Origin of the sequence: Kitasatospora kazusensis, assembly GCF_039529945.1 — a bacterium.
Taxonomy (GTDB): Bacteria; Actinomycetota; Actinomycetes; order Streptomycetales; family Streptomycetaceae; genus Kitasatospora; species Kitasatospora kazusensis.
Genome location: NZ_BAAANT010000046.1, coordinates 15623 through 37716, shown reverse-complemented (window position 1 = coordinate 37716; position 22094 = coordinate 15623). Strand labels below are relative to the sequence as shown.

The 22094-nt window shown below is 73.5% G+C and carries 17 protein-coding genes; 3 read left to right on the top strand and 14 right to left on the bottom strand.

Translation table 11 applies throughout. The features are described from left to right. The 6 genes from rbfA to rimP all read right to left on the bottom strand — a co-directional run bounded on the left by rbfA (position 1) and on the right by rimP (position 6419). Entirely contained in the window at positions 1–441 is a 441-nt protein-coding gene (gene rbfA, locus ABD330_RS27535; protein ID WP_280719179.1) for a 30S ribosome-binding factor RbfA, read from the bottom strand. Positions 442–592: 151 nt separating this feature from the next. Then, entirely contained in the window at positions 593–889 is a 297-nt protein-coding gene (locus tag ABD330_RS27530; protein ID WP_344468709.1) for a DUF503 domain-containing protein, read from the bottom strand. Between the two features lie 146 nt (positions 890–1035). Next, positions 1036–4191 carry a translation initiation factor IF-2 gene (gene infB, locus ABD330_RS27525; RefSeq protein WP_344468708.1) on the bottom strand — a complete coding sequence of 1052 codons (3156 nt, stop codon included), beginning with the start codon at positions 4189–4191 and terminating at the stop codon, positions 1036–1038. A gap of 206 nt (positions 4192–4397) precedes the next feature. Next, complete coding sequence (locus tag ABD330_RS27520; protein WP_344468716.1) at positions 4398–4688, bottom strand: YlxR family protein; 291 nt, start codon at positions 4686–4688, stop codon at positions 4398–4400. Positions 4689–4757: 69 nt separating this feature from the next. Next, on the bottom strand, positions 4758–5771 hold the full coding sequence (gene nusA, locus ABD330_RS27515) for a transcription termination factor NusA (RefSeq protein WP_344468707.1): 1014 nt from the start codon (positions 5769–5771) through the stop codon (positions 4758–4760). 57 nt (positions 5772–5828) lie between these two features. Next, a complete protein-coding gene (gene rimP / locus ABD330_RS27510; RefSeq protein WP_344468706.1) occupies positions 5829–6419 on the bottom strand; it encodes a ribosome maturation factor RimP in 591 nt (196 codons plus the stop codon). 413 nt (positions 6420–6832) lie between these two features. Here rimP and ABD330_RS27505 point away from each other — a divergent pair, with 413 nt between their 5' ends. Together ABD330_RS27505 and ABD330_RS27500 are read left to right on the top strand one after the other, a co-directional pair. Then, positions 6833–8104, top strand: coding sequence for a ferritin-like domain-containing protein (locus ABD330_RS27505; protein ID WP_344468705.1), 1272 nt, complete (start codon positions 6833–6835; stop codon positions 8102–8104). A gap of 85 nt (positions 8105–8189) precedes the next feature. After that, the gene (locus tag ABD330_RS27500) at positions 8190–9113 is read left to right on the top strand and encodes an aminoglycoside phosphotransferase family protein (protein ID WP_344468704.1); all 924 of its coding nucleotides are present in this window, start codon (positions 8190–8192) and stop codon (positions 9111–9113) included. On the opposite strand, the gene ABD330_RS27495 is transcribed toward ABD330_RS27500, so the two are convergent. The 8 genes from ABD330_RS27495 to ABD330_RS27460 all read right to left on the bottom strand — a co-directional run bounded on the left by ABD330_RS27495 (position 9086) and on the right by ABD330_RS27460 (position 20322). Then, complete coding sequence (locus tag ABD330_RS27495) at positions 9086–9661, bottom strand: GNAT family N-acetyltransferase (protein WP_344468703.1); 576 nt, start codon at positions 9659–9661, stop codon at positions 9086–9088. The two genes, ABD330_RS27500 and ABD330_RS27495, sit on opposite strands and share 28 nt — an antisense overlap. Positions 9662–9714: 53 nt before the next feature. Next, positions 9715–10590: a GNAT family N-acetyltransferase gene (locus ABD330_RS27490; RefSeq protein ID WP_344468715.1), complete on the bottom strand. Its 876-nt coding sequence runs from the start codon at positions 10588–10590 to the stop codon at positions 9715–9717. A gap of 344 nt (positions 10591–10934) precedes the next feature. Next, positions 10935–12095, bottom strand: a complete 1161-nt coding sequence (ispG, locus tag ABD330_RS27485; protein ID WP_344468702.1) for a flavodoxin-dependent (E)-4-hydroxy-3-methylbut-2-enyl-diphosphate synthase — start codon at positions 12093–12095, stop codon at positions 10935–10937. A 135-nt stretch (positions 12096–12230) separates the two neighbouring features. Further along, positions 12231–13541: a M50 family metallopeptidase gene (locus ABD330_RS27480; RefSeq protein WP_344468701.1), complete on the bottom strand. Its 1311-nt coding sequence runs from the start codon at positions 13539–13541 to the stop codon at positions 12231–12233. A 58-nt stretch (positions 13542–13599) separates the two neighbouring features. After that, entirely contained in the window at positions 13600–14829 is a 1230-nt protein-coding gene (gene dxr / locus ABD330_RS27475) for a 1-deoxy-D-xylulose-5-phosphate reductoisomerase (protein WP_344468700.1), read from the bottom strand. A gap of 98 nt (positions 14830–14927) precedes the next feature. Next, positions 14928–16370, bottom strand: a complete 1443-nt coding sequence (locus tag ABD330_RS27470; protein WP_344468699.1) for an aldehyde dehydrogenase family protein — start codon at positions 16368–16370, stop codon at positions 14928–14930. A gap of 187 nt (positions 16371–16557) precedes the next feature. Then, entirely contained in the window at positions 16558–18123 is a 1566-nt protein-coding gene (locus ABD330_RS27465; protein ID WP_344468698.1) for a PucR family transcriptional regulator, read from the bottom strand. Positions 18124–18273: 150 nt separating this feature from the next. Beyond that, a complete protein-coding gene (locus ABD330_RS27460) occupies positions 18274–20322 on the bottom strand; it encodes a type IV secretory system conjugative DNA transfer family protein (protein WP_344468697.1) in 2049 nt (682 codons plus the stop codon). Positions 20323–20564: 242 nt separating this feature from the next. Here ABD330_RS27460 and gabT point away from each other — a divergent pair, with 242 nt between their 5' ends. After that, entirely contained in the window at positions 20565–21905 is a 1341-nt protein-coding gene (gabT, locus tag ABD330_RS27455; protein WP_344468696.1) for a 4-aminobutyrate--2-oxoglutarate transaminase, read from the top strand. Positions 21906–22094 lie beyond the last annotated feature (189 nt).

Below are 22094 nucleotides of genomic sequence, written 5' to 3'. Positions count from 1 at the left end.
CTACTCGTCCTCGTCGTCGGCCTCGCCCGGCACGCGGTACGGGTCCGCGTCCCCGGCGAAGGTCGCCCCGGCGGCGGCCGTGCGGACGGCGGCGTCGGAGAGCCGAGCCCGGTCCAGCAGCTCGTCGATGTTCTTGGCGTTCTCCGGCAGGGCGTCCGCGACGAAGGTCAGCGACGGGGTGAAACGCACCCCGGTCTGCTTGCCGACCTCGGAGCGGAGCACGCCCTTGGCGCTCTCCAGCGCCTGGGCGGTGGCCTGGCGCTCCAGGTCGTCGCCGTAGACGGTGTAGAAGACGGTGGCTTCCCGGAGGTCCCCGGTGACCCGGGTGTCGGTGATGGTCACGTACCCCAGCCGGGGGTCCTTGATCCGCCGTTGCAGGGTCTCTGCCACGACCACCTGGATCCGGTCGGCGAGCTTGCGCGCCCTTGCTTTGTCGGTCACGTTGTCTCCTCGTGCGGTGAGCGCGATACCCGGGTCATGGACTCACCCGGTGGGGCCCAGACCCCAACGTACCCGCCCGCGCCCAGCCTTGTGGGCGCTGTCGGTCCTCGTCGGTGTGACGGTGGTGACTTCTCCCCACCGCACCCCGATCTCAGTCATCGTCGTCGCCGTGATAACGCCTCCTCGCGGAGAGCAGCTGTACTTCGGGGCGGCCGGCGACGAGCCGCTCACAGCTGTCCAGGATCTCGGTGACGAACCCGGCTTCGCCGGACACCACCGCGACGCCGATCTCGGCCCTGCGGTGCAGATCCTGGTTCCCTACTTCCGCCGCGCACACGCTGTACTTGCGCTGCAGCTCGGCCACGATGGGCCGCACGATCGAACGCTTCTCCTTCAGCGAATGTACGTCGCCGAGCAGCAGGTCGAAGGTGAGTGTTCCTACGAACATGTGTGACAGGTCTCGCCGACCTGAAGGCCTCGTAGCAGCCCCCGGACTGGGGGTCCGCCCCTGACCGGGACTACGCCGACCCTACACAGCGAGACCGGGGCCGGTCGACGGGAATTACCCCGCCGACCGGCCCCGGCAGACCGCACTTACGCGCGCGGCTTCTCGCGCATCTCGAAGGTCTCGATGACGTCGTCGACCTTGATGTCGTTGAACGACCCCAGGGTCACACCGGCCTCGAAGCCCTCGCGGACCTCGGTCGCGTCGTCCTTGAAACGACGCAGACCCTCGATGGTGAGGTTCTCCGTGATGAGCTTGCCATCGCGGATGAGGCGGGCCTTGGCGTTGCGGCGCAGCAGGCCCTCGCGGACGATGACACCCGCGATGTTGCCGAACTTGGAGGAGCGGAACACCTCGCGGATCTCCGCGGAACCGAGGCGCACCTCCTCGTACTCCGGCTTGAGCAGACCCTTGAGGGCCGCCTCGATCTCCTCGATCGCCTGGTAGATGACCGAGTAGTACCGGACGTCCACGCCTTCCTTGTCGGCCGCCGTACGGGCGCGGCCTTCGGCGCGCACGTTGAAGCCGATGATGATGGCGTCCGAGCCCATCGCCAGGTCCACGTCGGACTCGGTGATGGCACCCACACCGCGGTGCAGGATCCGGAGCTCGACCTCGTTGCCCACGTCGAGCTTGACGAGTGCGTCCTCCAGGGCCTCCACGGAACCGGAGACATCGCCCTTGACGATGAGGTTGAGCTGCTGGATGTCGCCCGCCGCGATCGCCTGGTCCAGGTTCTCCAGGGAGACCCGCATCGGACGCTTGGCGAACATGGCGTTGCGGTCACGCGCCGAACGCTTCTCGGCGATCTGACGCGCGGTGCGGTCGTCGTCGACGACGATGAAGCTGTCGCCGGCGCGGGGCACCGAGGTGAGACCGAGCAGCAGGACCGGACGGGACGGGCCCGCCTCGGTGACGTTGTTGCCGTTCTCGTCCAGCATGGCGCGGACGCGGCCGTGGGCGTCACCGACGGCGATCGAGTCGCCGACGCGGAGCGTTCCGCGCTGGACGAGGACGGTCGCCATGGCGCCGCGGCCCTTGTCCAGGTGCGCCTCGATGGCGATACCCTGCGCGTCCTGCTCGGGGTTGGCGACCAGGTTGAGCGAGGCGTCGGCGGTGAGGACGACGGCTTCGAGCAGCTGGTCGATGTGCAGACCCTGGCGCGCGGAGATGTCGACGAACATGGTGTCGCCGCCGTACTCCTCGGCCACCAGACCGAACTCGGTCAGCTGGCCACGCACCTTGACCGGGTCGGCGCCCTCGGTGTCGATCTTGTTGACCGCGACCACGATCGGCACACCGGCGGCCTTGGCGTGGTTGAGCGCCTCGACCGTCTGCGGCATGACACCGTCGTTGGCCGCGACCACCAGGATCGCGATGTCGGTCGACTTCGCACCACGGGCACGCATGGCGGAGAACGCCTCGTGACCCGGGGTGTCGAGGAAGGTGATCGGACGCTCTTCGCCGTTCACCGTCGCCGTGACCTGGTAGGCACCGATGTGCTGGGTGATGCCACCCGCCTCACCGGCCACCACGTTGGACTTGCGGATGGCGTCGAGCAGGCGGGTCTTACCGTGGTCGACGTGACCCATGACGGTGACGACCGGCGGGCGAGGCATGAGCTCGTCCTCGTCGCCCTCGTCGGCACCGAAGTCGATGTCGAACGACTCCAGCAGCTCGCGGTCCTCGTCGTCGCGGCTGACGATCTCCAGGACGAAGCCCATCTCGCCGGCCAGCAGCTCGAGGGTCGCGTCGGAGACCGACTGGGTCGCGGTGACCATCTCACCGAGGTTGAACATCACCGAGACGAGCGCGGCCGGGTTGGCGTTGATCTTCTCCGCGAAGTCCATCAGCGAGGCACCACGCGACAGACGCACGGTCGCGCCGTTGCCGCGGGGCAGCATCACACCGCCGACGGACGGAGCCTGCATCGACTCGTATTCCTGACGACGCTGGCGCTTCGACTTGCGGCCACGGGCCGGGCGACCGCCCGGGCCACGACCGAAGGCACCCTGCGTGCCGCCACGGGCACCCGGGCCGCCGGGACGGCCGCCGAAGCCACCGGGACGCGGGCCGAAGCCACCGCCGCCACCGGCGCCGCCACCCGGACGGGGGCCGCCGAAGCCGCCACCACCGGCCGGGCGCGAGCCCGGACCGGCCGCACGGCCCGCGAAGCCGGGACGGGCGCCGCCGGCACCTGCACCGGGACCACCCGGACGGCCGCCGGGGCCACCGGGGCCACGGCCGCCGGGGCCGGGACGCGGGCCGGCGCCCGGAGCGGGACGCTGCGGCATCATGCCCGGGTTCGGGCGGGGCATACCGGACGGGCTCGGGCCACCGGGGCGCGGGCCGGCCGGACGGGGCATGCCGTCGGGACGCGGACCGGCACCGGCCGGACGCGGGCCACGGTCGGCACCCGGAGCACCGGCGGGACGCGCCGGACGGTCGCCACCGGGACGCGGAGCGCCACGGTCGGCACCCGGAGCACCGGCGGGACGCGCCGGACGGTCGCCACCGGGACGCGGAGCGCCACGGTCGGCACCCGGAGCACCGGCCGGACGCGCCGGACGGTCGCCACCGGCGGCAGCCGGACGGCGCTCGCCGGGGCGGCCCATGCCGGTCGCACTGCCCGAGGTGAAGGGGTTGTTGCCCGGACGCGGACCGGCCGGACGCGGGCCCGGACGGGCACCCGAGGACGGCGCGGCGGCAGCCGGACGCGCGGCCGGAGCGGCCGGCGGGGTCGCCGCGGCCGGACGGGCCGGAGCGGCGGCGTCACCGGCGGGAGCCGGCGAGGAGAACTCGGCGGCCGGAGCGGCCGGAGCCGGCGCGGCGGGACGCGCGGCCGGGCGCGGGCCCGGGGTCGCAGCGGCCGGGCGCGGTGCGGCGGGGGCGGCCGGAGCCGCCGGGGCCGCAGCGGCGGCCGGAGCCGCTGCCGGGGTCGGACGGGGACCCGGGGTCGCGGCAGGGCGCGGACCCGGGGTGGGGGCACCCGGCTTGGGTGCGGCCGCACCGGCGGCTGCGCCACCGGTGGGCTGGGGCGCCGCGGGCTTCCGCGGGCCAGGCTTTGCAGCGGAACCACCCGTAGGTGCCACTCCAAGAGCGTCAGTCAACTTGCGCACGACCGGCGCCTCGATCGTCGAGGACGCCGAACGGACGAACTCACCCAGCTCGGTCAGCTTGGCCATGACGGCCTTGCTCTCCAAGCCAAGTTCCTTGGCGAGCTCGTATACCCGGACCTTAGCCACTTCACTCCAGTCTATGAGTCCGGGGCAATCGTCCGCCGGACTGTCGCTACTTCATGGGCGAACCCATCGCGTACTCATCGCGTACTCATCGAGTGCTCATCGCAATCTCGACCTACTTCCAACTCGCGAGGTATTTGATGTGGCGCACAGCGCGCGACGATGCGCACGCTGTGCTGTTTACGTACGGTGGTGCCGCGCCTGAGAACTCAGGACTCCGGGGTACCGGCCCGCTTCTCGACGTACTCACGCAGGGCGTCCGTGTCGAGCGTGCCCTGGAGCCGGAAGGCCCTGGGGAACGCCCTACGGCGTACCGCGAGGTCGAGACAGGCCGAATCGGGGTGCAGATGTGCGCCCCGGCCCGGCAGTGCGCCGCGCGGATCGGGGACAACCACGCCCTCGACCGCCACGGCACGCAACAGCTGGTGCTTGGCCGCTCGCTTGCGGCAGCCCACGCAGGTGCGTTCAGGGCATGCGCGGACATGCGTCCGGCCAGACAACCTCAAGTCTACCCCTCCGAAGGGACATGGCGCCGCCCTGCCGGTCACGGCAGGACGGGGTCAAGGCTTCTACTCGTCGCGGGAGCGGTCGTCCCGCTCGCCCTCGGGGGCCTCGGTGTCCGGGCGGATGTCGATCCGCCAGCCCGTCAGGCGGGCGGCCAGGCGGGCGTTCTGGCCCTCCTTGCCGATCGCCAGCGACAGCTGGTAGTCCGGCACGATCACCCGTGCGGAGCGCTGGGCGTAGTCCACGATCTCGACCTTCGTCACCCGGGCGGGGGACAGCGCCGCGGCGACCATCTCGGCCGGGTCCTCGGACCAGTCGACGATGTCGATCTTCTCGCCGTGCAGCTCGGCCATCACGTTGCGCACCCGGCCGCCCATCGGGCCGATGCAGGCACCCTTGGCGTTCAGGCCCTGGCGGCGCGACCAGACGGCGATCTTGGTGCGGTGGCCGGCCTCACGGGCGATCGAGGCGATCTCGACGCTGCCGTCGGCGATCTCCGGGACCTCCAGCGCGAACAGCTTCTTCACCAGGCTGGGGTGGGTCCGCGACAGCGTCACGGACGCACCGCGGACACCACGGCGGACGGCCACCACGTAGCAGCGCAGGCGGGTGCCGTGCCGGTAGTCCTCGCCCGGGACCTGCTCCTGCGGCGGGAGGATGGCCTCCAGCTTGCCGATGTCGACCAGGATGTTCTTCGGGTCGTTGCCCTGCTGGACGACACCGGTGACGATGTCGCCCTCCTTGCCGGCGTACTCACCGAAGGTCTGGTCGTCGGCGGCGTCGCGCAGGCGCTGCAGGATGACCTGCTTGGCGGTGCTGGCGGCGATCCGGCCGAAGCCGCCCGGGGTGTCGTCGAACTCCTTGGGCTCGACGCCCTCCTCCAGCTCGGAGGCGTCCTCCAGCGCCCAGACCGTCACGTGCCCGGTCTTGCGGTCCAGCTCCACCCGCGCCCGGCGGCGCGAGCCCTCGGTGCGGTGGTACGCGATGAGGAGGGCCGACTCGATCGACTCGACCAGCAGCTCGAACGGGATGTTCTTCTCGGTTACCAGCCCACGCAGGGCGCTCATGTCGATGTCCACGACTACGCCTCCTCTTCTGTCTTCACGTTCATGGTGCGGAAACGGACGGCTCGGCGCTCACTCATCCTCGTCCGCGCCCTCGCCGTCCGGAATGTCGTCGTCCGAGATGTCGTCGTCCAGGATGTTCTCGTCGTCCGGAATGTCCTCGGCCGCGTCCAGCAGCTCTTCGTCCTTGCGGTTGAACTCGACCTGGACCCGGGCCCGGTCGATCTCGGCGAAGGTGAGGCGGCGCTCCTTGGGCTTGCCACGTCCCTTGACCGGCTGCACCTCGACCAGCACGTCGTCCTCGCCGACCTCCAGCAGCCGCGCGACGATCTCGCCGCCGTCCACCAGGTGCGCCTTGACCAGCCGGCCCTCGGCCCGGCGCCAGTGGCGGGGCAGCGTGAGCGACCGCTCGGCACCGGGGGAACCGACCTCCAGCACGTACGGGTCCGCGCCCATCACGTCGGAGTCGTCCAGCGCCTGGCCCACCTCACGGCTGAACTCGGCGATCGCGTCCAGGTCGACCCCGCCGTCGGCGTCCACGTCGATCTGCAGCTGGCGGCGGCTGCCGGCCCGGGTGACCTTGATCTCCTCCAGGTCGAACCCGAACTCCGAGGCCAGCGGCTCCAGCAGTTCACGCAGCCGGTCAGTGGGGTTGGTGCTCATCCGGGTGACTCCTCGGCCGCGTGTGCTGTTGTCGGAAGGTCGGGCTGCGAGTCCCCCAACGCGACCGCCGCGTGCCCTGGACCACCCCTGGGGAGTGGTTCGGATACGCGGACCGGTTGGAGCTCAATCGCAGCGGCTCGGTCCGAAGCCTATCCGGTCAACCCCCGAACCGCCGACTCCGTCCGGCCGGACGGGGCCCGTCCCGGCGGGCCGGGCCGACGGGTCCGCGGCGGCCGGGCGGGCGTTCCGGCACCCGCCCGGACCTGGGGCCCGCCCCGCCCGCCCACCCGTGCGAGCAAGGTCACAGGTCCCGGGCCGCGCCACCCCGTGGAGCTTCGGACCGTGAGCGTTCTGTAATGATGCACGGGCAGCGGGGGCTGGACGGCCCCCCACGACCTCTGCGGGAGCGTTCGATGCTGTCCCCCACTCGGCGGACCTTCCTGGCCACGGCCGCACGGTTGGCCGGTGCGGCGGCCGCCGCGCAGCTGCTCTCCGGCTGCTCGGACGACAGCGGGCAGCAGGGCCACGGCGCCGACGGCCGGCGCCCCGACGCGGACCAGCCGCTGCGGATCCGCGCGGTGGCCGCCACCGACACGCTGCTCGCCGCCTACGACGCCGCACTCGCCGGGCCGGGCTCCGCCCAGGCCGACCGGCTGCGGCCGCTGCGCGCCGATCTGGTCGCCCACCGGGCCGCGCTCGCCGAGGGGCTGCCCCCGGCCACCCCGAGCGGCAGCCCGTCCGCCTCCGTTTCCGCCTCCCGGCCGCCGTCCGCGTCCCGGTCCGCCTCCCGGCCGCCGTCCGCGTCCCGGTCCGCGTCCCCGGCGGCGTCCACGCCCGCCGCCACGTCCGCGCCCGTGTCGGTGGCGGCGCTGGCCGCCGCCGAGCGGCAGGCCGCCGGCGACCGGCTCGGCGATCTGCTCGCCGCCTCCCCCGAGCTGGCCAGGCTGCTGGCCGCCGTCTCGGCCTCGGACGCCCTGCACGCGGCGGTCCTCGGCGACCCCGGCCCGATCACGGCCCCGAAGCCCACCGCTGCCACCGCCTCGCCCGCGGCCCCGCCCGCACCGTCCGTCTCCGGCTCCGCCGCACCGACCGCCACGCCCTCCGCCTCCGCCACGAGGACCCCGCTGCCCGGCGCGGCCGTCACCGCCCTGCAGGCCGCGCTCGCCGCCGAGCACGCCGCCGTCTACGGGTACGGAGTGATCGGCGGACACCTGCCCGCCGGGCCGCAGCGCGACGACTGCCGCGCCTCGTACACCGCCCACCAGGCCCGCCGGGACGCCTGGCAGCGGATGCTCACCACCGAGGGCGCCACACCGGCCGCCGCCGCGCCGGGCTACCAGCTGCCGTTCGCGGTGACCACCCCGGGCTCCGCCGGTGACCTCGCGGTACGCATCGAGGCCCAGCTCACCGGCGTGTACGCCGAACTGGTGGCCGCCGCCACCGGCCCGCTCCGGCTGACCGCCGCCGCGGCCCTGCGGGAGGCGGCCCTGAACGCCAGGCACTGGGGCGGCACCCTGCCGGCCCTCCCCGGGCTGCCCCCCGCCGACCCCACCCCGAGCGCCTCCGCGAGCACCTCCCCGAGCGCCTCCCCCAGCACATCGTCGAGCGCATCGTCCGGTGCCTCGGCGAGAACCCGGGCCGGCGCCACGGCGGGCAGCTCGCGGAGCGCCTCGCCGAGCGCCTGACCAGCGGCTTCGCCCTCATGGCCGACAATGGGCGAGCGGTATCCCGGGGCAGGCTGCCCGGGACGGCTCCCACCGAAAGGCCAGCATGTCGGCAGTACCAGCGCAGTTCTCCGTCCCCGAGCGGCTGGCGGAGACCGTCCGCGCCTCGGGCGGCGAGCGGGGCGCCGCCTGGCTGGCCGCGCTCCCCGGCACCGTCGCGGGGCACCTCACCGACTGGGGTCTCACCCTGGAGCGGATCGGCCGGCCCGGCGGCGGGCCCAGCCTGATCGGCTACGTCCGACGCGCCGATCTGACCCCCGCCGTCCTCAAGGCCGGGCTGACCACCCCCGCGACCGCGCCGGCCCACGCCGCGCTCGCGCACTGGGACGGACGCGGCGCCGTCCTGCTGCTGGAGGCCGACCCGGCGGCGGGGGTGCTGCTGCTGGAGCGGCTGTCGGGCGACATCCCGCTGCGCTCGCTCGCCGAGGCCAAGGCGATGCTGGAGGCGACCAGTCTGCTCAGCCGCCTCTGGGTCCCGCCGGACGAGGGACACCCCTTCCCGCTGGTCGCCGACCACGTCGCACGGCTCTCGGACGGCCTGCGCCGCCGCCGCGACCTGCCGGGCGCCGCCGACGCCGGGCCGCTGGTCGACGAGGCGCTGGCGGCGGCCGCCGGGCTGCTCGCCGACGAACCCGAACGACTGCTGCTGCACGGCGACTTCCACCACGGGAACGTACTGGCCGCCGACCGCGCGCCCTGGCTGGCGATCTCCCCCCGGCCGCTGGTCGGCGAGCGCGCCTACGACCTGGCCTGGCTCGCCCGGGACCGGCTGGACACCCTGGCCGGCTCACCCGGCCCGCGCGGAGCGGCCCGCCGCCGGCTGCACCAGCTGGCCGACGCCGTCGAGGTGGACCACGACCGGCTGCGCGGGTGGACGCTCTTCCGCGCCGTCGAGGCCGGCCTGCGCAGTCTGGAGGCGGGCGACCCCGGCACCGCCGAGCTCTACCTGGAGTTCGCCGACTGGCTCTGACCGACGCCCGGCCGCAGCAACGGGAGCGGCGCGCCCATCACGGCGTACGGGCGCAGCGTGTTCGGGAAGCGCACCGCCCGGGCCAGGTCGCGGTAGCCGAGCGCGCGGTACAGCCGCCGGGCCGGGGTCTCGGCGTCGATCGCCGACAGGATGCTGCGCGGGCGCCCGGAGCGCTCGCAGAGCGTGGTGATCAGCGAACTGCCCAGACCCAGCCCCTGGTACTGCGGCAGCACGTGCAGTTCGGTGACGGCGAAGACGTCGTCCAGCCAGTCCCCGTGCCCCCGGGCCTCCAGGTGCGGCTCGATCACCGTGCTCCACCAGTGCTCCCGGTGGTTGGGCATGCCGTAGCCGAAGCCCACCAGCCGCCCGGCACTCATCGCCCCCAGCGCGATCACCCCGGGCTGCAGCGCGTGCCGCCCGACGATCTGCAGCCGGACGGCCACCTCCTCCGGCGTCAGCCCGAAGGCGACCGCCTGGACGTCCAGGGCGTACGGCGCCCAGGCCGCGAGGTCGATGGCCTCGATCGTCACCTCGGTGAGCTGCTCCATGCCCCCGGACGTTACTACTCCGCAGCTCTCCGCCGCCCGATTGTCGGAACTTGTCAGAACAGGACACTCATGAACGCGCCGACCTCGCGGAATCCCACCCGGCGGTAGGCCGCCCGGGCCCGGACGTTGTAGTCGTTCACGTAGAGCGAGACGACCGGGGCGACGTCGCGCAGCGCGAAGCCGAGCACCGCCGCCATGCCAGACTCGGAGAGCCGCCGGCCCCGGTGCTCCGGTGCCACCCAGACGCCCTGGATCTGGCACGCGCCCGAGGTGACGGCGCCGACCTCGGCCTTGAAGACCACCTGCCCGTGCTCGTCGAAGCGGGCGAACGAGCGTCCGCCGCCGACCAGTTCGGCGATCCGGGCCTGGTAGAGCAGGCCGCCGTCACCGGCCAGCGGGGAGATGCCGACCTCCTCGGTGAACATCGCCACGCAGGCCGGCATCAGGGCGTCGATCTCGCTCCGCAGCACCCGGCGGACGAGCGGGTCGGGCGCCACCTCGGCGGACGGCACGGCGGTGGCCAGCAGCGGCTGGTGCGCCCGCACCTCGCGCGCCGGGCCCCAGCTGCGCTCCAGCAGCGCCCAGAGGCTCGCCGTGGGCCCGGCCGGGCCCACGATGGAGGAGCACCGGCGGCCCTGCCTCCGGGCCCGCTCCGCGAACGCCCTGACGGCCTCCGGGCCGGCGTTCACCAGGACCAGGTTGGCCCCGGCGTAGCAGAGCGACTCCAACCGCCCGTCCGCGTCGAACCAGCCCCACATCTCACCGCCGAGCCGCCACGGGTCCAGCCCGACGGCCTCCACCCGGGTGGCCACGAAGGCGTTGGCCACCGGGTCGCGGTGCAGCACCTCCAGGGTCTCGGCGAGATCCGGGACGTCCAGGACCCGGGTGGTCGCCAGGGCGCGCGCGACCGCGAAAGGACCGGGGAGCATCACACCTCGATCGAGCACAGACACCTCACCTATGGAAACTCCTGTCGGCACCGGGAGCACCCACCGGCTCAGGCACCCTACTCCCGCCCCCGGGCCCGGCAAGGCCTGGAGCGTCCACCGGCAGGGGCCGGGACGCCGCCCCCGGCCGACGGACCCGGTCCGGGGCCGTCCGTGAACGGACGGCCCCGGACCGGGTCGGCGTTGCGGGGCACCGGGCCGCACCGCCGGGTCGTTCCCCGGGCGACGCGGCGGCCTGCCTGCGGCTGCGCGGGCGGCACGACCGCTGCCGTCCGGGCCGGTCCGCCGGCCTGCGGCCGGCTTCGGCCGAACGGCGGAGCCTGCCCCTACTCGGCCGCGACGACCGTCGGCGAGCCGGACTCGACGCCCTCGGCCTGCATCAGCTCGGCCAGCTTGAGGGCCTCCTCGATCAGGGTCTCGACGATCTTCGACTCGGGGACGGTCTTGATGACCTCGCCCTTCACGAAGATCTGCCCCTTGCCGTTGCCGGAGGCGACCCCGAGGTCGGCCTCACGGGCCTCGCCCGGGCCGTTCACGACGCAGCCCATGACGGCGACCCGCAGCGGCACCTCCATGCCCTCCAGGCCGGCGGTGACCTCCTCGGCGAGCTTGTAGACGTCCACCTGGGCGCGGCCGCAGGACGGGCAGGAGACGATCTCCAGGCCGCGCTGGCGCAGGTTCAGCGACTCCAGGATCTGGTTGCCGACCTTGACCTCCTCGGCCGGCGGCGCCGACAGCGAGACCCGGATGGTGTCGCCGATGCCCTCGGACAGCAGCGCGCCGAAGGCGACGGCCGACTTGATGGTGCCCTGGAAGGCCGGGCCCGCCTCGGTCACGCCGAGGTGCAGCGGGTAGTCGCAGGCGGCGGCCAGCTGGCGGTACGCGTTGATCATCACGACCGGGTCGTTGTGCTTGACCGAGATCTTGATGTCGCGGAAGTCGTGCTCCTCGAACAGCGAGCACTCCCAGAGCGCCGACTCCACCAGCGCCTCGGGGGTGGCGCGGCCGTACTTCTCCAGCAGGCGCTTGTCGAGGGACCCGGCGTTGACGCCGATCCGGATCGGGACGCCGGCGTCCTTGGCCGCCTTGGCGATCTCGCCGACCTTGTCGTCGAACTGCTTGATGTTGCCGGGGTTCACCCGGACGGCAGCGCAGCCGGCGTCGATCGCGGCGAAGACGTACTTCGGCTGGAAGTGGATGTCGGCGATCACCGGGATGCCGGACTTCCTGGCGATGATCGGCAGCGCGTCCGCGTCGTCCTGGGTCGGCACCGCGACCCGGACGATCTGGCAGCCGGAAGCCGTCAGCTCCGCGATCTGCTGCAGGGTGGCGTTGACGTCGGCCGTCACCGTCGTCGTCATCGACTGGACGGAGACGGGGGCGTCACCGCCGACCAGGACGTTGCCGACCTTGATCTGCCGGGACACCCGACGGGTGGCCAGCGGCTTCAGCGGCAGGGACGGAATACCGAGCGAGATCGCGGTCATGTGCGCAGGGTTCCCCAGGTGAGGTGTGTGAGCCGGCCATGTGCTCTGGTCCGGGCCGGGCGTGCCGACACAGGCACGCCCGGAAACCAACGGTACGGCACCCGGAACAGACCGGGCGCATTCGGCCGATCACCCTCAATTGATCTTTACGGGGTTCACAATGTCCGCGACCATCACCAGCGCCGTGAAACAGATGAAGATCCCGGCCACCACGTAGGCCACCGGCATCAGCTTCGCGACGTCGAACGGACCCGGGTCGGAACGGCGGAAGACCCGGGCCGCCTTGCGGCGCAGCGACTCCCACAGCGCCCCCGCGATGTGGCCGCCGTCCAGCGGCAGCAGCGGCAGCATGTTGAACAGGAACAGCGACAGGTTGATCCCGGCGAGCAGCTGGACCATGAAGGCGAGCTGCTGGGTGGCCGGGATGTTCATCGAGAAGACGTCGCCGCCGAGCCGCGCGGCGCCGACCATGCCCATCGGGGAGTCGGCCGGACGGGGGTCGTGGCCCACGATCGCGTGCCAGAGGCCGGGGATCTTGCCGGGCAGGGCGACCAGCGAGGAGATCCCGTGCCTGGCCATCGTGGTCATCTGGTCGACGCTGTCGCCGACGCCGAGGTGGACCACCCCGGTGGCCGGCGCGAAGCCGAGGAAGCCGGCCGCGACGGGGGCGCCCTGGACGGGCTGGCCGTCCTTGTCGACCGGGCTCACGGTGTTGCTGGTGATGGCGGCCGTCAGGGTCTGCTGCTGCCCCTTGCGGTCCACCACGATCGAGACCGTCCGGCCGGGTGACTTACGGATGTCGGCCTGGAGCTGCTTGTAGCTGCCGATCGAGTCGCCGTCGAAGGAGACGATCCGGTCCCCCGCCTTGAGGCCCGCCAGGTTGGCCGGCGACTTGGTGGCGTTCGCCGGGCACTTGTCGGTGGTCGCGGCGACGGCGGCGGGCAGCACGCACTCGCTGACGCTGTGCACGGTCTGCACCGGCATCTGCAGGCCGATGCCCATGAACCAGGCCAGGTAGAGCGCGACCGAGAGGATCAGGTTCATGAACGGGCCCGCGAACATCACGATGACGCGCTTCCAGGGCTTCCGGGTGTAGAACAGCCGGTGCTCGTCGCCGGGCTGGAGCTCCTCGTACGAGGCCTCCCGGGCGTCCTCGATCATCGAACGCCACGGCGAACTGCTGCGCTTGGTTATCCGCCCGTCCGCGCCCGGCGGGAACATCCCGATCATCCGGATGTACCCGCCGAGCGGGATCGCCTTGATGCCGTACTCGGTGTCGCCCTTGCGGCGGGACCAGACGGTCTTGCCGAAGCCGACCATGTACTGCGGGACCCGGATGCCGAAGAGCTTGGCCGTGGAGAGGTGCCCCAGTTCGTGCCAGGCGATCGAGAACAGCAGCCCGACCACGAACAGCAGGATGCCGACCACCCACATCACTTGACTCACTGCTCGTCCTCCGTCGTACCGCTCCGCTCGTACCCGCCGGTCAGCCGGTACGTACCGCTCAGCCTGCCGCGAGCTCGCGCGCCCGGGCCCGGGCCCAGTCCTCCGCCTGGAGGACGTCCTCCACGGTCAGGGAAGTTCCCGAGGCAGGGATGCCGTGCTCGGCGACCACCTTCGCCACAGTGTCCACGATCTGCGTGAAAGCCAGGGTGCCCTTGAGGAATGCGTCGACGCACTCCTCGTTGGCCGCGTTGAACACCGCCGGTGCCGTTCCGCCGAGCGTACCCACCTCCCGGGCCAGCGCCACGGCGGGGAACGCCTCGTCGTCCAGCGGGAAGAACTCCCAGGTGGCGGCCTTGGTCCAGTCGCAGCCGGGCGCGGCGTCCGGGACCCGGTCGGGCCAGCCGAGGCCGAGCGCGATCGGCATCCGCATGTCCGGCGGGCTGGCCTGGGCCAGCGTCGAGCCGTCGGTGAACTCCACCATCGAGTGGACGACCGACTGCGGATGGACCACGACCTCGATCCGGTCGAACGGCACGTCGTAGAGCAGGTGCGCCTCGATCACCTCCAGGCCCTTGTTCACCAGGGTGGCGGAGTTGATCGTGACCACCGGGCCCATCGCCCAGGTCGGGTGCGCCAGTGCGTCCTGGACGGTGACCCCGGCCAGCTGCTCCCGGGTCCGGCCCCGGAACGGGCCGCCGCTGGCGGTGACCACCAGCTTGCGCACCTCGGCCCGGGTGCCGCCGGCCAGCGCCTGGAACAGCGCGGCGTGCTCGGAGTCCACCGGGACGATCTGGCCGGGGGCGGCGACCGCCTTCACCAGCGGGCCGCCGACGATCAGCGACTCCTTGTTGGCCAGCACCAGGACGCGTCCGGCCCGCAGCGCGGCCAGCGTCGGGCCGAGGCCGATCGAGCCGGTGATGCCGTTGAGCACCGAGTGGCACTCCGTCCGGGCCAGCTCGGTGGCCGCCTCCGGGCCCGCCAGGATCTCCGGCAGCGGACGCCCCGCGGCCTTCGCCGCCAGCGCCTCGCGCAGCGCGGGCACCGCGCCCGGGTCGGCGACGCCGACGGTGTGCACGCCCAGGCGCAGCGCCTGCTCGGCGAGCAGTTCGACCCGGCCGCCGGCCGCCGACAGGGCGACCACCTTGAACCGGTCCGGGTTGCGCAGGACGATGTCGATGGCCTGGGTGCCGATCGACCCGGTCGAGCCGAGGAGGACCAGCTCCCGGGGGCCGTCCGGGTCCCTGACCACAGGGGTGAAGCGCAGCTGAGGGGCGGCGAGCGAGTTCATGGGGTCCATTGTGGCGTGCCGTGCGGCCGGTACGCACCGATGCCCCGCCACCGGCTCGCGGTGACGGGGCATCGGCGGGGACGACGCCCCGGCCGGTCCTAGAGGTCGATGCCGGTGAGCACCAGGACACGCTCGTAGGTGAAGTCGCCCATGGCGTACTTGACCCCCTCGCGGCCCACGCCGGAGTCCTTGACGCCGCCGTACGGCATCTGGTCGGCGCGGTAGGAGGGGGCGTCGCCGATGATCACGCCGCCCACCTGGAGCTCGCGGTGGGCCCGGAAGGCGGTCTGCAGGTCGTGGGTGAAGACGCCGGCCTGCAGGCCGTACTTGGAGTCGTTGACGGCGGCGAACGCCTCGTCGACGCCGTCCACCTTGTGCAGCGAGAGCACCGGGCCGAAGACCTCGGCGGTGGCCAGGATCGCGTCCGCGGGCAGCTCGGCGAGCACGGTCGGCGCGTACGCCGCACCCTCGCGGGTCCCGCCGGTGAGCACCTTGGCGCCCTTGGCGACGGCGTCCTCCACCCAGGACTCGACGCGCTTGGCGGCGTTCTCGTCCACCAGCGGGCCGACGTCGGTGGCCTCGTCGCTCGGGTTGCCGGTGACCTGCGCCTGGACCTTGGCGACGACCTTCTCGACCAGCGCGTCGTAGACGGACGCGTCGGCGATCACGCGCTGCACGGCGATGCAGGACTGGCCGGCCGAGTAGTTGGAGAAGGTGGCGATCCGCGAGGCGGCCCACTCGATGTCGGCCTCGGAGGACCAGTCCGCGAGGACCACGGCCGCCGCGTTGCCGCCCAGCTCCAGCGTGACGTGCTTGCGCGGCACCGAGTCCATGATCTGGTAGCCGACCTTGTCCGAACCGGTGAAGGAGATCACCGGCAGGCGGTCGTCCTGGACCAGGGCGGGCATCTTCTCGTTCGGCACCGGGAGGATGCTCCAGGAGCCGGCCGGCAGGTCGGTCTCGGCCAGGATCTCGCCGAGGACCAGCGCGGAGATCGGGGTGGCCGGGGCCGGCTTGAGGATGATCGGGGCGCCGACGGCGATCGCCGGGGCGACCTTGTGGGCGACCAGGTTCAGCGGGAAGTTGAACGGCGCGATGCCGAGCACGACGCCCCGGGGGAACTTGCGGACCACCGCGAAGCGGCCCACGCCGCCCGGGTCGGTGTCCAGCCGCATGGTCTCGCCGTTGGTCCGGCGGGCCTCCTCGGCCGCCCAGCGGAACACCGAGATGGCACGGCCGACCTCGCCGCGGGCCCACTTCACGGGCTTGCCGTTCTCGGCGGTGATCAGCCGGGCGACCTCCTCGGAGCGCTCGGTCAGGCGCTTGACCACGTGGTCCAGGGCGGCGGCCCGGATGTGCGCGGGGGTCGCGGCGAAGACCGGGGCGGCAGCGGCGGCAGCGGCCACCGCCTCCTCGACCTGGGCGTCGGTGGGGACGCTGACCTTGCCGACCAGGCTGTCGTCGAACGGGTGGCGGACCTCGAAGTCCGAGTCGCCGTTCGCCCGGCGGCCGGCCAGCCAGAAGTCATGAGTGGTGGTCACGGTCGCACCGGCCCTCTCGTCGTCGTCTGCGGCCCCACGGTCGTGAAGCCTGAGCCCCACGGTAGGGCGCCGCGGACGCCAACCGGATTGGCCACGACGTCACGATCGCCCATTCGATTACTACACAGCGGCCATCCGACCTGACAGACCATCGAGCGGGCCGGCGCCCGTCGGCCGCTCGGCGGGGCTACTCCTCGCCCGCACGCAGGGCCAGCCAGAGCTCCATCCGGACGTCGGTGTCGTCCAGCGAGCGGCCCAGGAGTTCCTCGACCCGCCGCATCCGGTACCGCAGGGTGTGCCGGTGGACACCGAGATCAGCGGCGGCCGCGTCCCACTGGCCGTGTCTGGAGAGCCAGGCCCGGAGCGAGGCGACCAGGTCCCCGCGCGAGGTGCGGTCGTGGTCGCGCAGCGGCCGGAGCAGGCCCTCGGCGAAGGCCGTCACGGCCTCCTCGCCGAGCAGCGGCAGCAGCGAGCCCGCGCCGACCTCCTCGTGGTCGACCGAGCGGCGCCCGCCGCGCAGCGCGACCGCGAGGGCCCGCTCGGCCTGGGCGGCCGCGGCGCCGGCCTCCTCCAGGGTGCACGGCGCCGAGATGCCCAGCGCCAGCCCCTCGTGCTCCTCGACCGCGCCCAGGCAGGACCGGTGCGCCGCGCCGTTGTCTATCGCGAGGACGGTCAGCCGCGGGCCGTGGGCACCCTCCTCGCGGGAGACCAGCAGCCGTTCGCCGACCCGCCCGCCGGCCTGCTCCGCCCGGTCGCCGAGCTCGCCGAGCGCCTCCGCGGCGTCGGCCCCCGGCGGCGCTCCGGCCACCAGCACCCGTACGGTGCCCTCCGGCAGCCCGCCGAACAGCCCGGCCGCGACCTGGCGGGCCGTCGCCACCTCACCGGCCAGCACCATGCCCAGCAGCGCCGCGCCCATCCGCTCCTCGGCCTGCCGCAGCTCGCGCGAGCGCTCCAGGGTGAGGGTCAGCAGGGCGACGGCGGCGTTCAGGACGTAGCGCTCGGTCGGGGTGATCCGGTCCTCGGTGCCGACCGCCAGGAATCCCCGGGCCCGCCGGTCGGCGCCCAGCGACTGGACCACCACGTAGTCCTCGTCCGCCGTGTCGATGCCCGGCGAGCGGCCCTGGAGCGCGGCGCTGGAGGGCGCCGGGCGCCGGCGCAGCCGGTCCACCTCGGCGGCCAGCCGGCCGGCCCGGCGGGCGGCCCAGTCGGGCGCCACCGCCGAGAGCGCGCCCGAGCCGTCGTAGAGCGCGGCCCAGCCGCCGAGGCGGGCCGCGAGCTTGCGGACCACGGCGGTGGTGCCGTCCTTGCCGAGGGCGGCCCGGGTCAGCTCCTCCTGGGCCTCGAAGCTGGTGGTCACGGCCTCGTACTGCTCGGCGGCGAGCGCGGCCGAGACGGACTTGCTGATCGCGATGAAGGGGGTCGCCTCCGGGACGCGGATCAGCGGGAGCCCGCGCTGCGCGGCGGCGTCCACCAGCGGCTGCGGCACCTCGGTGTGCGAGAGGCCGACCCCGAGGCCCAGCCCGATCACCCCCGCGTCGGCCAGCCGGTGCACGTACGCCTGCAGGCGCGCGGCGCTCTTGCCCAGTTTGATCCCGGTGGTGAGCAGCAGCTCGCCACCTTCGAGGAAGGGGGTGGGGTCGTCCAGTTCGCTGGTGTGCACCCAGCGGACCGGCCGCTCCAGGTGGTCCGCGCCGGCGAGCAGGGTCAGGTGGAGCGAACTGTTGCGGACGACGGAGGCGAGAGTGGGGGGCATGGCACCTTCGGTGGTTCGACCTGCTGCGGCATGGGCCACTGGGCGGCGGGCACTGCGCGGCGGGCGCCGCCCAGTCCGGCGAGCGGAGGGCATCTCAACCCATTATGTACGCGCCGGACAACCCGTGCGGTCGAACCGTCCGCGGCGGAGTCAGGCCCGCAGATCCACCAGCAGCGGGGGCACCTGCTCGCCGTCCACGGTGGTCAGCGACACGACCGCGTGGCCGGTGGGCAGCGCGTGCGCCAGGTCGGAGGGCGACCAGCGGTGCCGCTCGACGTCGCGCACGGTGATGCTCTCGGTCTGCGCCGTGGTGCCCGACAGCGCCTTGCGCCCGGCCCGGCCGGCCTTGCGGAGCAGGCCGCCGGAGGTGTCGGGGGCGTGCGTGACCGCGGTCTCGCGGACGAGGTGGGTGCCCCACGCCTCGGAGAACAGCTTGCCGTCCCAGGGCGCGATCCCCGGGAAGGCCATCCGGCAGCCGACCGCGCCGAACAGCGGCGCCCGCAGGGCCTCCGGCAGGTCCACCAGGGTGCGCAGCAGCAGCACCGCGCCGGCGTTGGCACCGCGCATCCGCTGGAGCCCCCGCACGGTGTGCGCGTCCAGCGCCGCCGACGCGTCGTCGACCACCAGCCCGGCGAACAGGGCCCGCTCCTTGCGGACGGCGGTGGCCTGCACGAACTGGCCCAGCACCAGCCGGGAGAGCATCCGGGCGGCCTCGGGGTGGCTGCGCTCGGGGAGCTTGACCCGCACCCGCAGCGGGTGGTCCAGGGCGCGCATCGCGAAGGCGGGCAGGCCCGGCTCCGCGCCGGGGAAGCAGCCGGCGAAGGCCGGCCGGTCCAGCAGGGCGAGGCGGTCGGCGAGCAGCGCGCCGGGGTCGTCGGCCCGGCCGTGCTGGCGCTCGCGGTGCCGCAGGTCCGGCTCGTACGCCGCGAACCGGCCGCTCTCGCGCAGTGCCTTGCCGAGCGCGTCCCAGCCGTCCGGGTCGCCGCCGAGCAGGGCGCGCAGCTCGCGTACCCCGGGGTAGCGGCGGTACGCGGCGTGGAAGGGGCCGACGGTCTGCTGGAGTGCGATCCGGGCGCTCTCGGCGCGGGCCGCGAGCTCGTCGGGGAGCAGTGCGTCGGCGAGCCGGGCGGCCGCCTCGTCCACGTCCTCGGCGGCGCCGAACAGGTCGAGCCCGTACGCCGACCGGGGGTCGCCGGGGGCGATCACCACGTCGTACCAGTCGTCCGGCCCGAGGTCCGCGTCGGCCGCGCCGATCACCACGGCGCAGGCGGTGCCGGCCAGGGCCTGCAGGCAGAGCGCCTCGGCGACCGGGCGGGCGAGGCGGGTGGTCTTGCCGGTGCCCGCCGGGCCGACGGCCAGCAGCGAGGTGCCGAGCAGGGCCGGGTCCAGGGCGAAGCCGGCCGAGCGGTGTCCGGGCGGGTTCTTGATCACGTCCTGGGCGGTGCCGAGCCGGACCTGGCGGGTCAGCAGGTCGTGCCGGGCGCCGCGCCCGGGCAGGTCGCGGGCCTCCGACGGGTGCGCGCAGGCAGCGCCGCCGCGGGCGGTGACCTGCTCGGCGAAGGCGGGCAGCAGTTTGGGGTCGCCCTGGACGGCCTCCCAGGCGCGCTGGATCCGGACGTAGTCCACGTCGCCGACGGGGGCGGCGGCGAGCAGTTGGGCCGCCGGGGCGGCGCCGCCGGTGCGCAGCGCGTGCCAGGGGTCGGCGGGGCCGGGCTGCGGGGCCTGCTCGGGCTCGGCCGGCTCCTCGTGGGTGACGGTGCGGGCGAGCAGCGGGGAGATCCAGCGCCGCCAGACCTCGGGCCAGCGGCCCATCCGGCCGAACAGCTTGATCACACCGGTCAGCACGACGGCGTGCACGAACAGCAGGACCACCAGCGCCAGGGTCTCGGTCTGCGGGACCACGCCGAACAGGCCGGCCACGTAGTAGACGAGCCCGACGGCGTAGATCTCGGCGAACCAGGCGACCAGCAGGTTGAGCCCGGCCCGCAGCAGCAGCGGGCCCGCCGGGACGCCGGCGTCCTTCGTCCGGGCCGGGTCGACCGGCCGGTAGCCGTACCGGAAGACGCCCGGGCCGGCCTCCGGGCGCGGCTCGTTCACCCAGCCGGCCAGATCGAAGGGCAGGCCGCGCTGCGCCGGGACGGCGGTAGCCTGGTAGACCGGTTGTGCGGCCTTCCCCCCGTGTGTGCCGTCCAGTCCCATTGCGGCCCCGCTCCCTACGCCCACCCGGCACGTCGTCAATTCGATGCGGCCATACCCATGCCGCCCGTAGGACGACACGCCCGCGCTCAATGTAGTGGAGCGAAACCGCCAGGTAGCCGATCCGCGTGCGCTGGCCGCGCCGGACAAGTCCGACAGCCCAGTGCTACCGAGTGGCGCATGCCCGGCCCGGCCGTGCCGCCGTAGCCTGCGATTACCGCGCCTTGAGAACTTGGAGAATCACCATGAGCGCTTCAACGCCGCTCCCGCAGGAGCGCCGCCTGGTCACCGCGATCCCCGGCCCGAAGTCGCAGGAGCTGCAGGCTCGCAAGCTCGGCGCGGTGGCCGCCGGTGTGGGCACCACGCTGCCGGTCTACGTCGCCCGCGCCGGCGGCGGCGTGCTGGAGGACGTGGACGGCAACTCGCTGATCGACTTCGGTTCCGGCATCGCCGTGACCAACGTCGGCAACAGCGCCGCCGCGGTGGTCGCCAAGGCCACCGCGCAGCTGGAGGCCTTCACCCACACCTGTTTCATGGTGACCCCGTACGAGGGCTACGTCGCCGTCGCGGAGCAGCTCAACGAGCTGACCCCTGGTGACCACGCCAAGCGCACGGCGCTGTTCAACTCGGGTGCCGAGGCGGTCGAGAACGCGGTGAAGGTCGCCCGCGCCTACACCAAGCGCACCGCCGTCGTGGTGTTCGACCACGGTTACCACGGCCGCACCAACCTCACCATGGGCCTGACGGCGAAGAACGTGCCGTACAAGCAGGGCTTCGGTCCGTTCGCCCCGGAGATCTACCGCGTCCCGGTCGCGTACCCCTACCGCTGGCTGACCGGTGCCGAGAACTGCGCCGCCGAGGCGGCCGCGCAGGCGATCGACATCATCAACAAGCAGATCGGCGCCGACAACGTCGCGGCGATCATCATCGAGCCGATCCAGGGCGAGGGCGGCTTCATCGAGCCGGCCAAGGGCTTCCTCCCGGCGATCGTCGAGTACGCGAAGGCGAACGGCATCGTCTTCGTCGCGGACGAGATCCAGACCGGCTTCTGCCGCACCGGCCAGTGGTTCGCGTGCGAGGACGAGGGCATCGTCCCGGACCTGATCACCACCGCCAAGGGCATCGCCGGCGGTCTGCCGCTGGCCGCCGTGACCGGCCGCGCCGAGATCATGGACGCCGCGCCGATGGGTGGCCTGGGCGGCACCTACGGTGGCAACCCGGTCGCCTGCGCCGCCGCGCTGGGCTCGATCGAGACCATGAAGGAGCTGGACCTCAACAGCAAGGCGCAGCACATCGGCGAGATCATGCTCGGCCGGCTGCGCGCCATGCAGGAGAAGTTCGACGTGATCGGCGAGGTCCGCGGCCGCGGCGCGATGATCGCCGTCGAGCTGGTCAAGCCGGGCACCAAGGAGGCCGACCCGGCGATCACCACCGCCATCGCCAAGGCGTGCCACGCCAAGGGCCTGGTCGTGCTGACCGCCGGCACCTTCGGGAACGTGCTGCGCTTCCTGCCGCCGCTGGTGATCCCCGAGCACCTGCTGGTCGAGGGCATGGACATCATCGAGAGCGCCTTCGCGGCGGTCTGACGGGCCGTCCGACGTTCCGCCGAGCGGGCCCGGTCCGCCTGGACCGGGCCCGCTCGGCGTCTGCCGCCCGCCCCGGCCGGCTGCTCCCGGCCCCTCCCCGCTGCCGCCGGACGCCCCCGCCGCTGCCTCGCCGCCTCCCCGCCGCGCGAGCCGTTCCGAGCCGTTCCCGACTGCTCCACGCGGTGAAGA

Coding starts and splice junctions, on each gene's coding strand:
- ABD330_RS27530 (WP_344468709.1), bottom strand. CDS start 889: ATGTTCGTAGGAACACTCACCTTCGACCTGCTGCTCGGCGACGTACAT.
- rimP (WP_344468706.1), bottom strand. CDS start 6,419: ATGAGCACCAACCCCACTGACCGGCTGCGTGAACTGCTGGAGCCGCTG.
- ABD330_RS27505 (WP_344468705.1), top strand. CDS start 6,833: ATGCTGTCCCCCACTCGGCGGACCTTCCTGGCCACGGCCGCACGGTTG.
- ABD330_RS27500 (WP_344468704.1), top strand. CDS start 8,190: ATGTCGGCAGTACCAGCGCAGTTCTCCGTCCCCGAGCGGCTGGCGGAG.
- ABD330_RS27495 (WP_344468703.1), bottom strand. CDS start 9,661: ATGGAGCAGCTCACCGAGGTGACGATCGAGGCCATCGACCTCGCGGCC.
- ABD330_RS27490 (WP_344468715.1), bottom strand. CDS start 10,590: ATGCTCCCCGGTCCTTTCGCGGTCGCGCGCGCCCTGGCGACCACCCGG.
- ispG (WP_344468702.1), bottom strand. CDS start 12,095: ATGACCGCGATCTCGCTCGGTATTCCGTCCCTGCCGCTGAAGCCGCTG.
- dxr (WP_344468700.1), bottom strand. CDS start 14,829: ATGAACTCGCTCGCCGCCCCTCAGCTGCGCTTCACCCCTGTGGTCAGG.
- ABD330_RS27465 (WP_344468698.1), bottom strand. CDS start 18,123: ATGCCCCCCACTCTCGCCTCCGTCGTCCGCAACAGTTCGCTCCACCTG.
- ABD330_RS27460 (WP_344468697.1), bottom strand. CDS start 20,322: ATGGGACTGGACGGCACACACGGGGGGAAGGCCGCACAACCGGTCTAC.
- gabT (WP_344468696.1), top strand. CDS start 20,565: ATGAGCGCTTCAACGCCGCTCCCGCAGGAGCGCCGCCTGGTCACCGCG.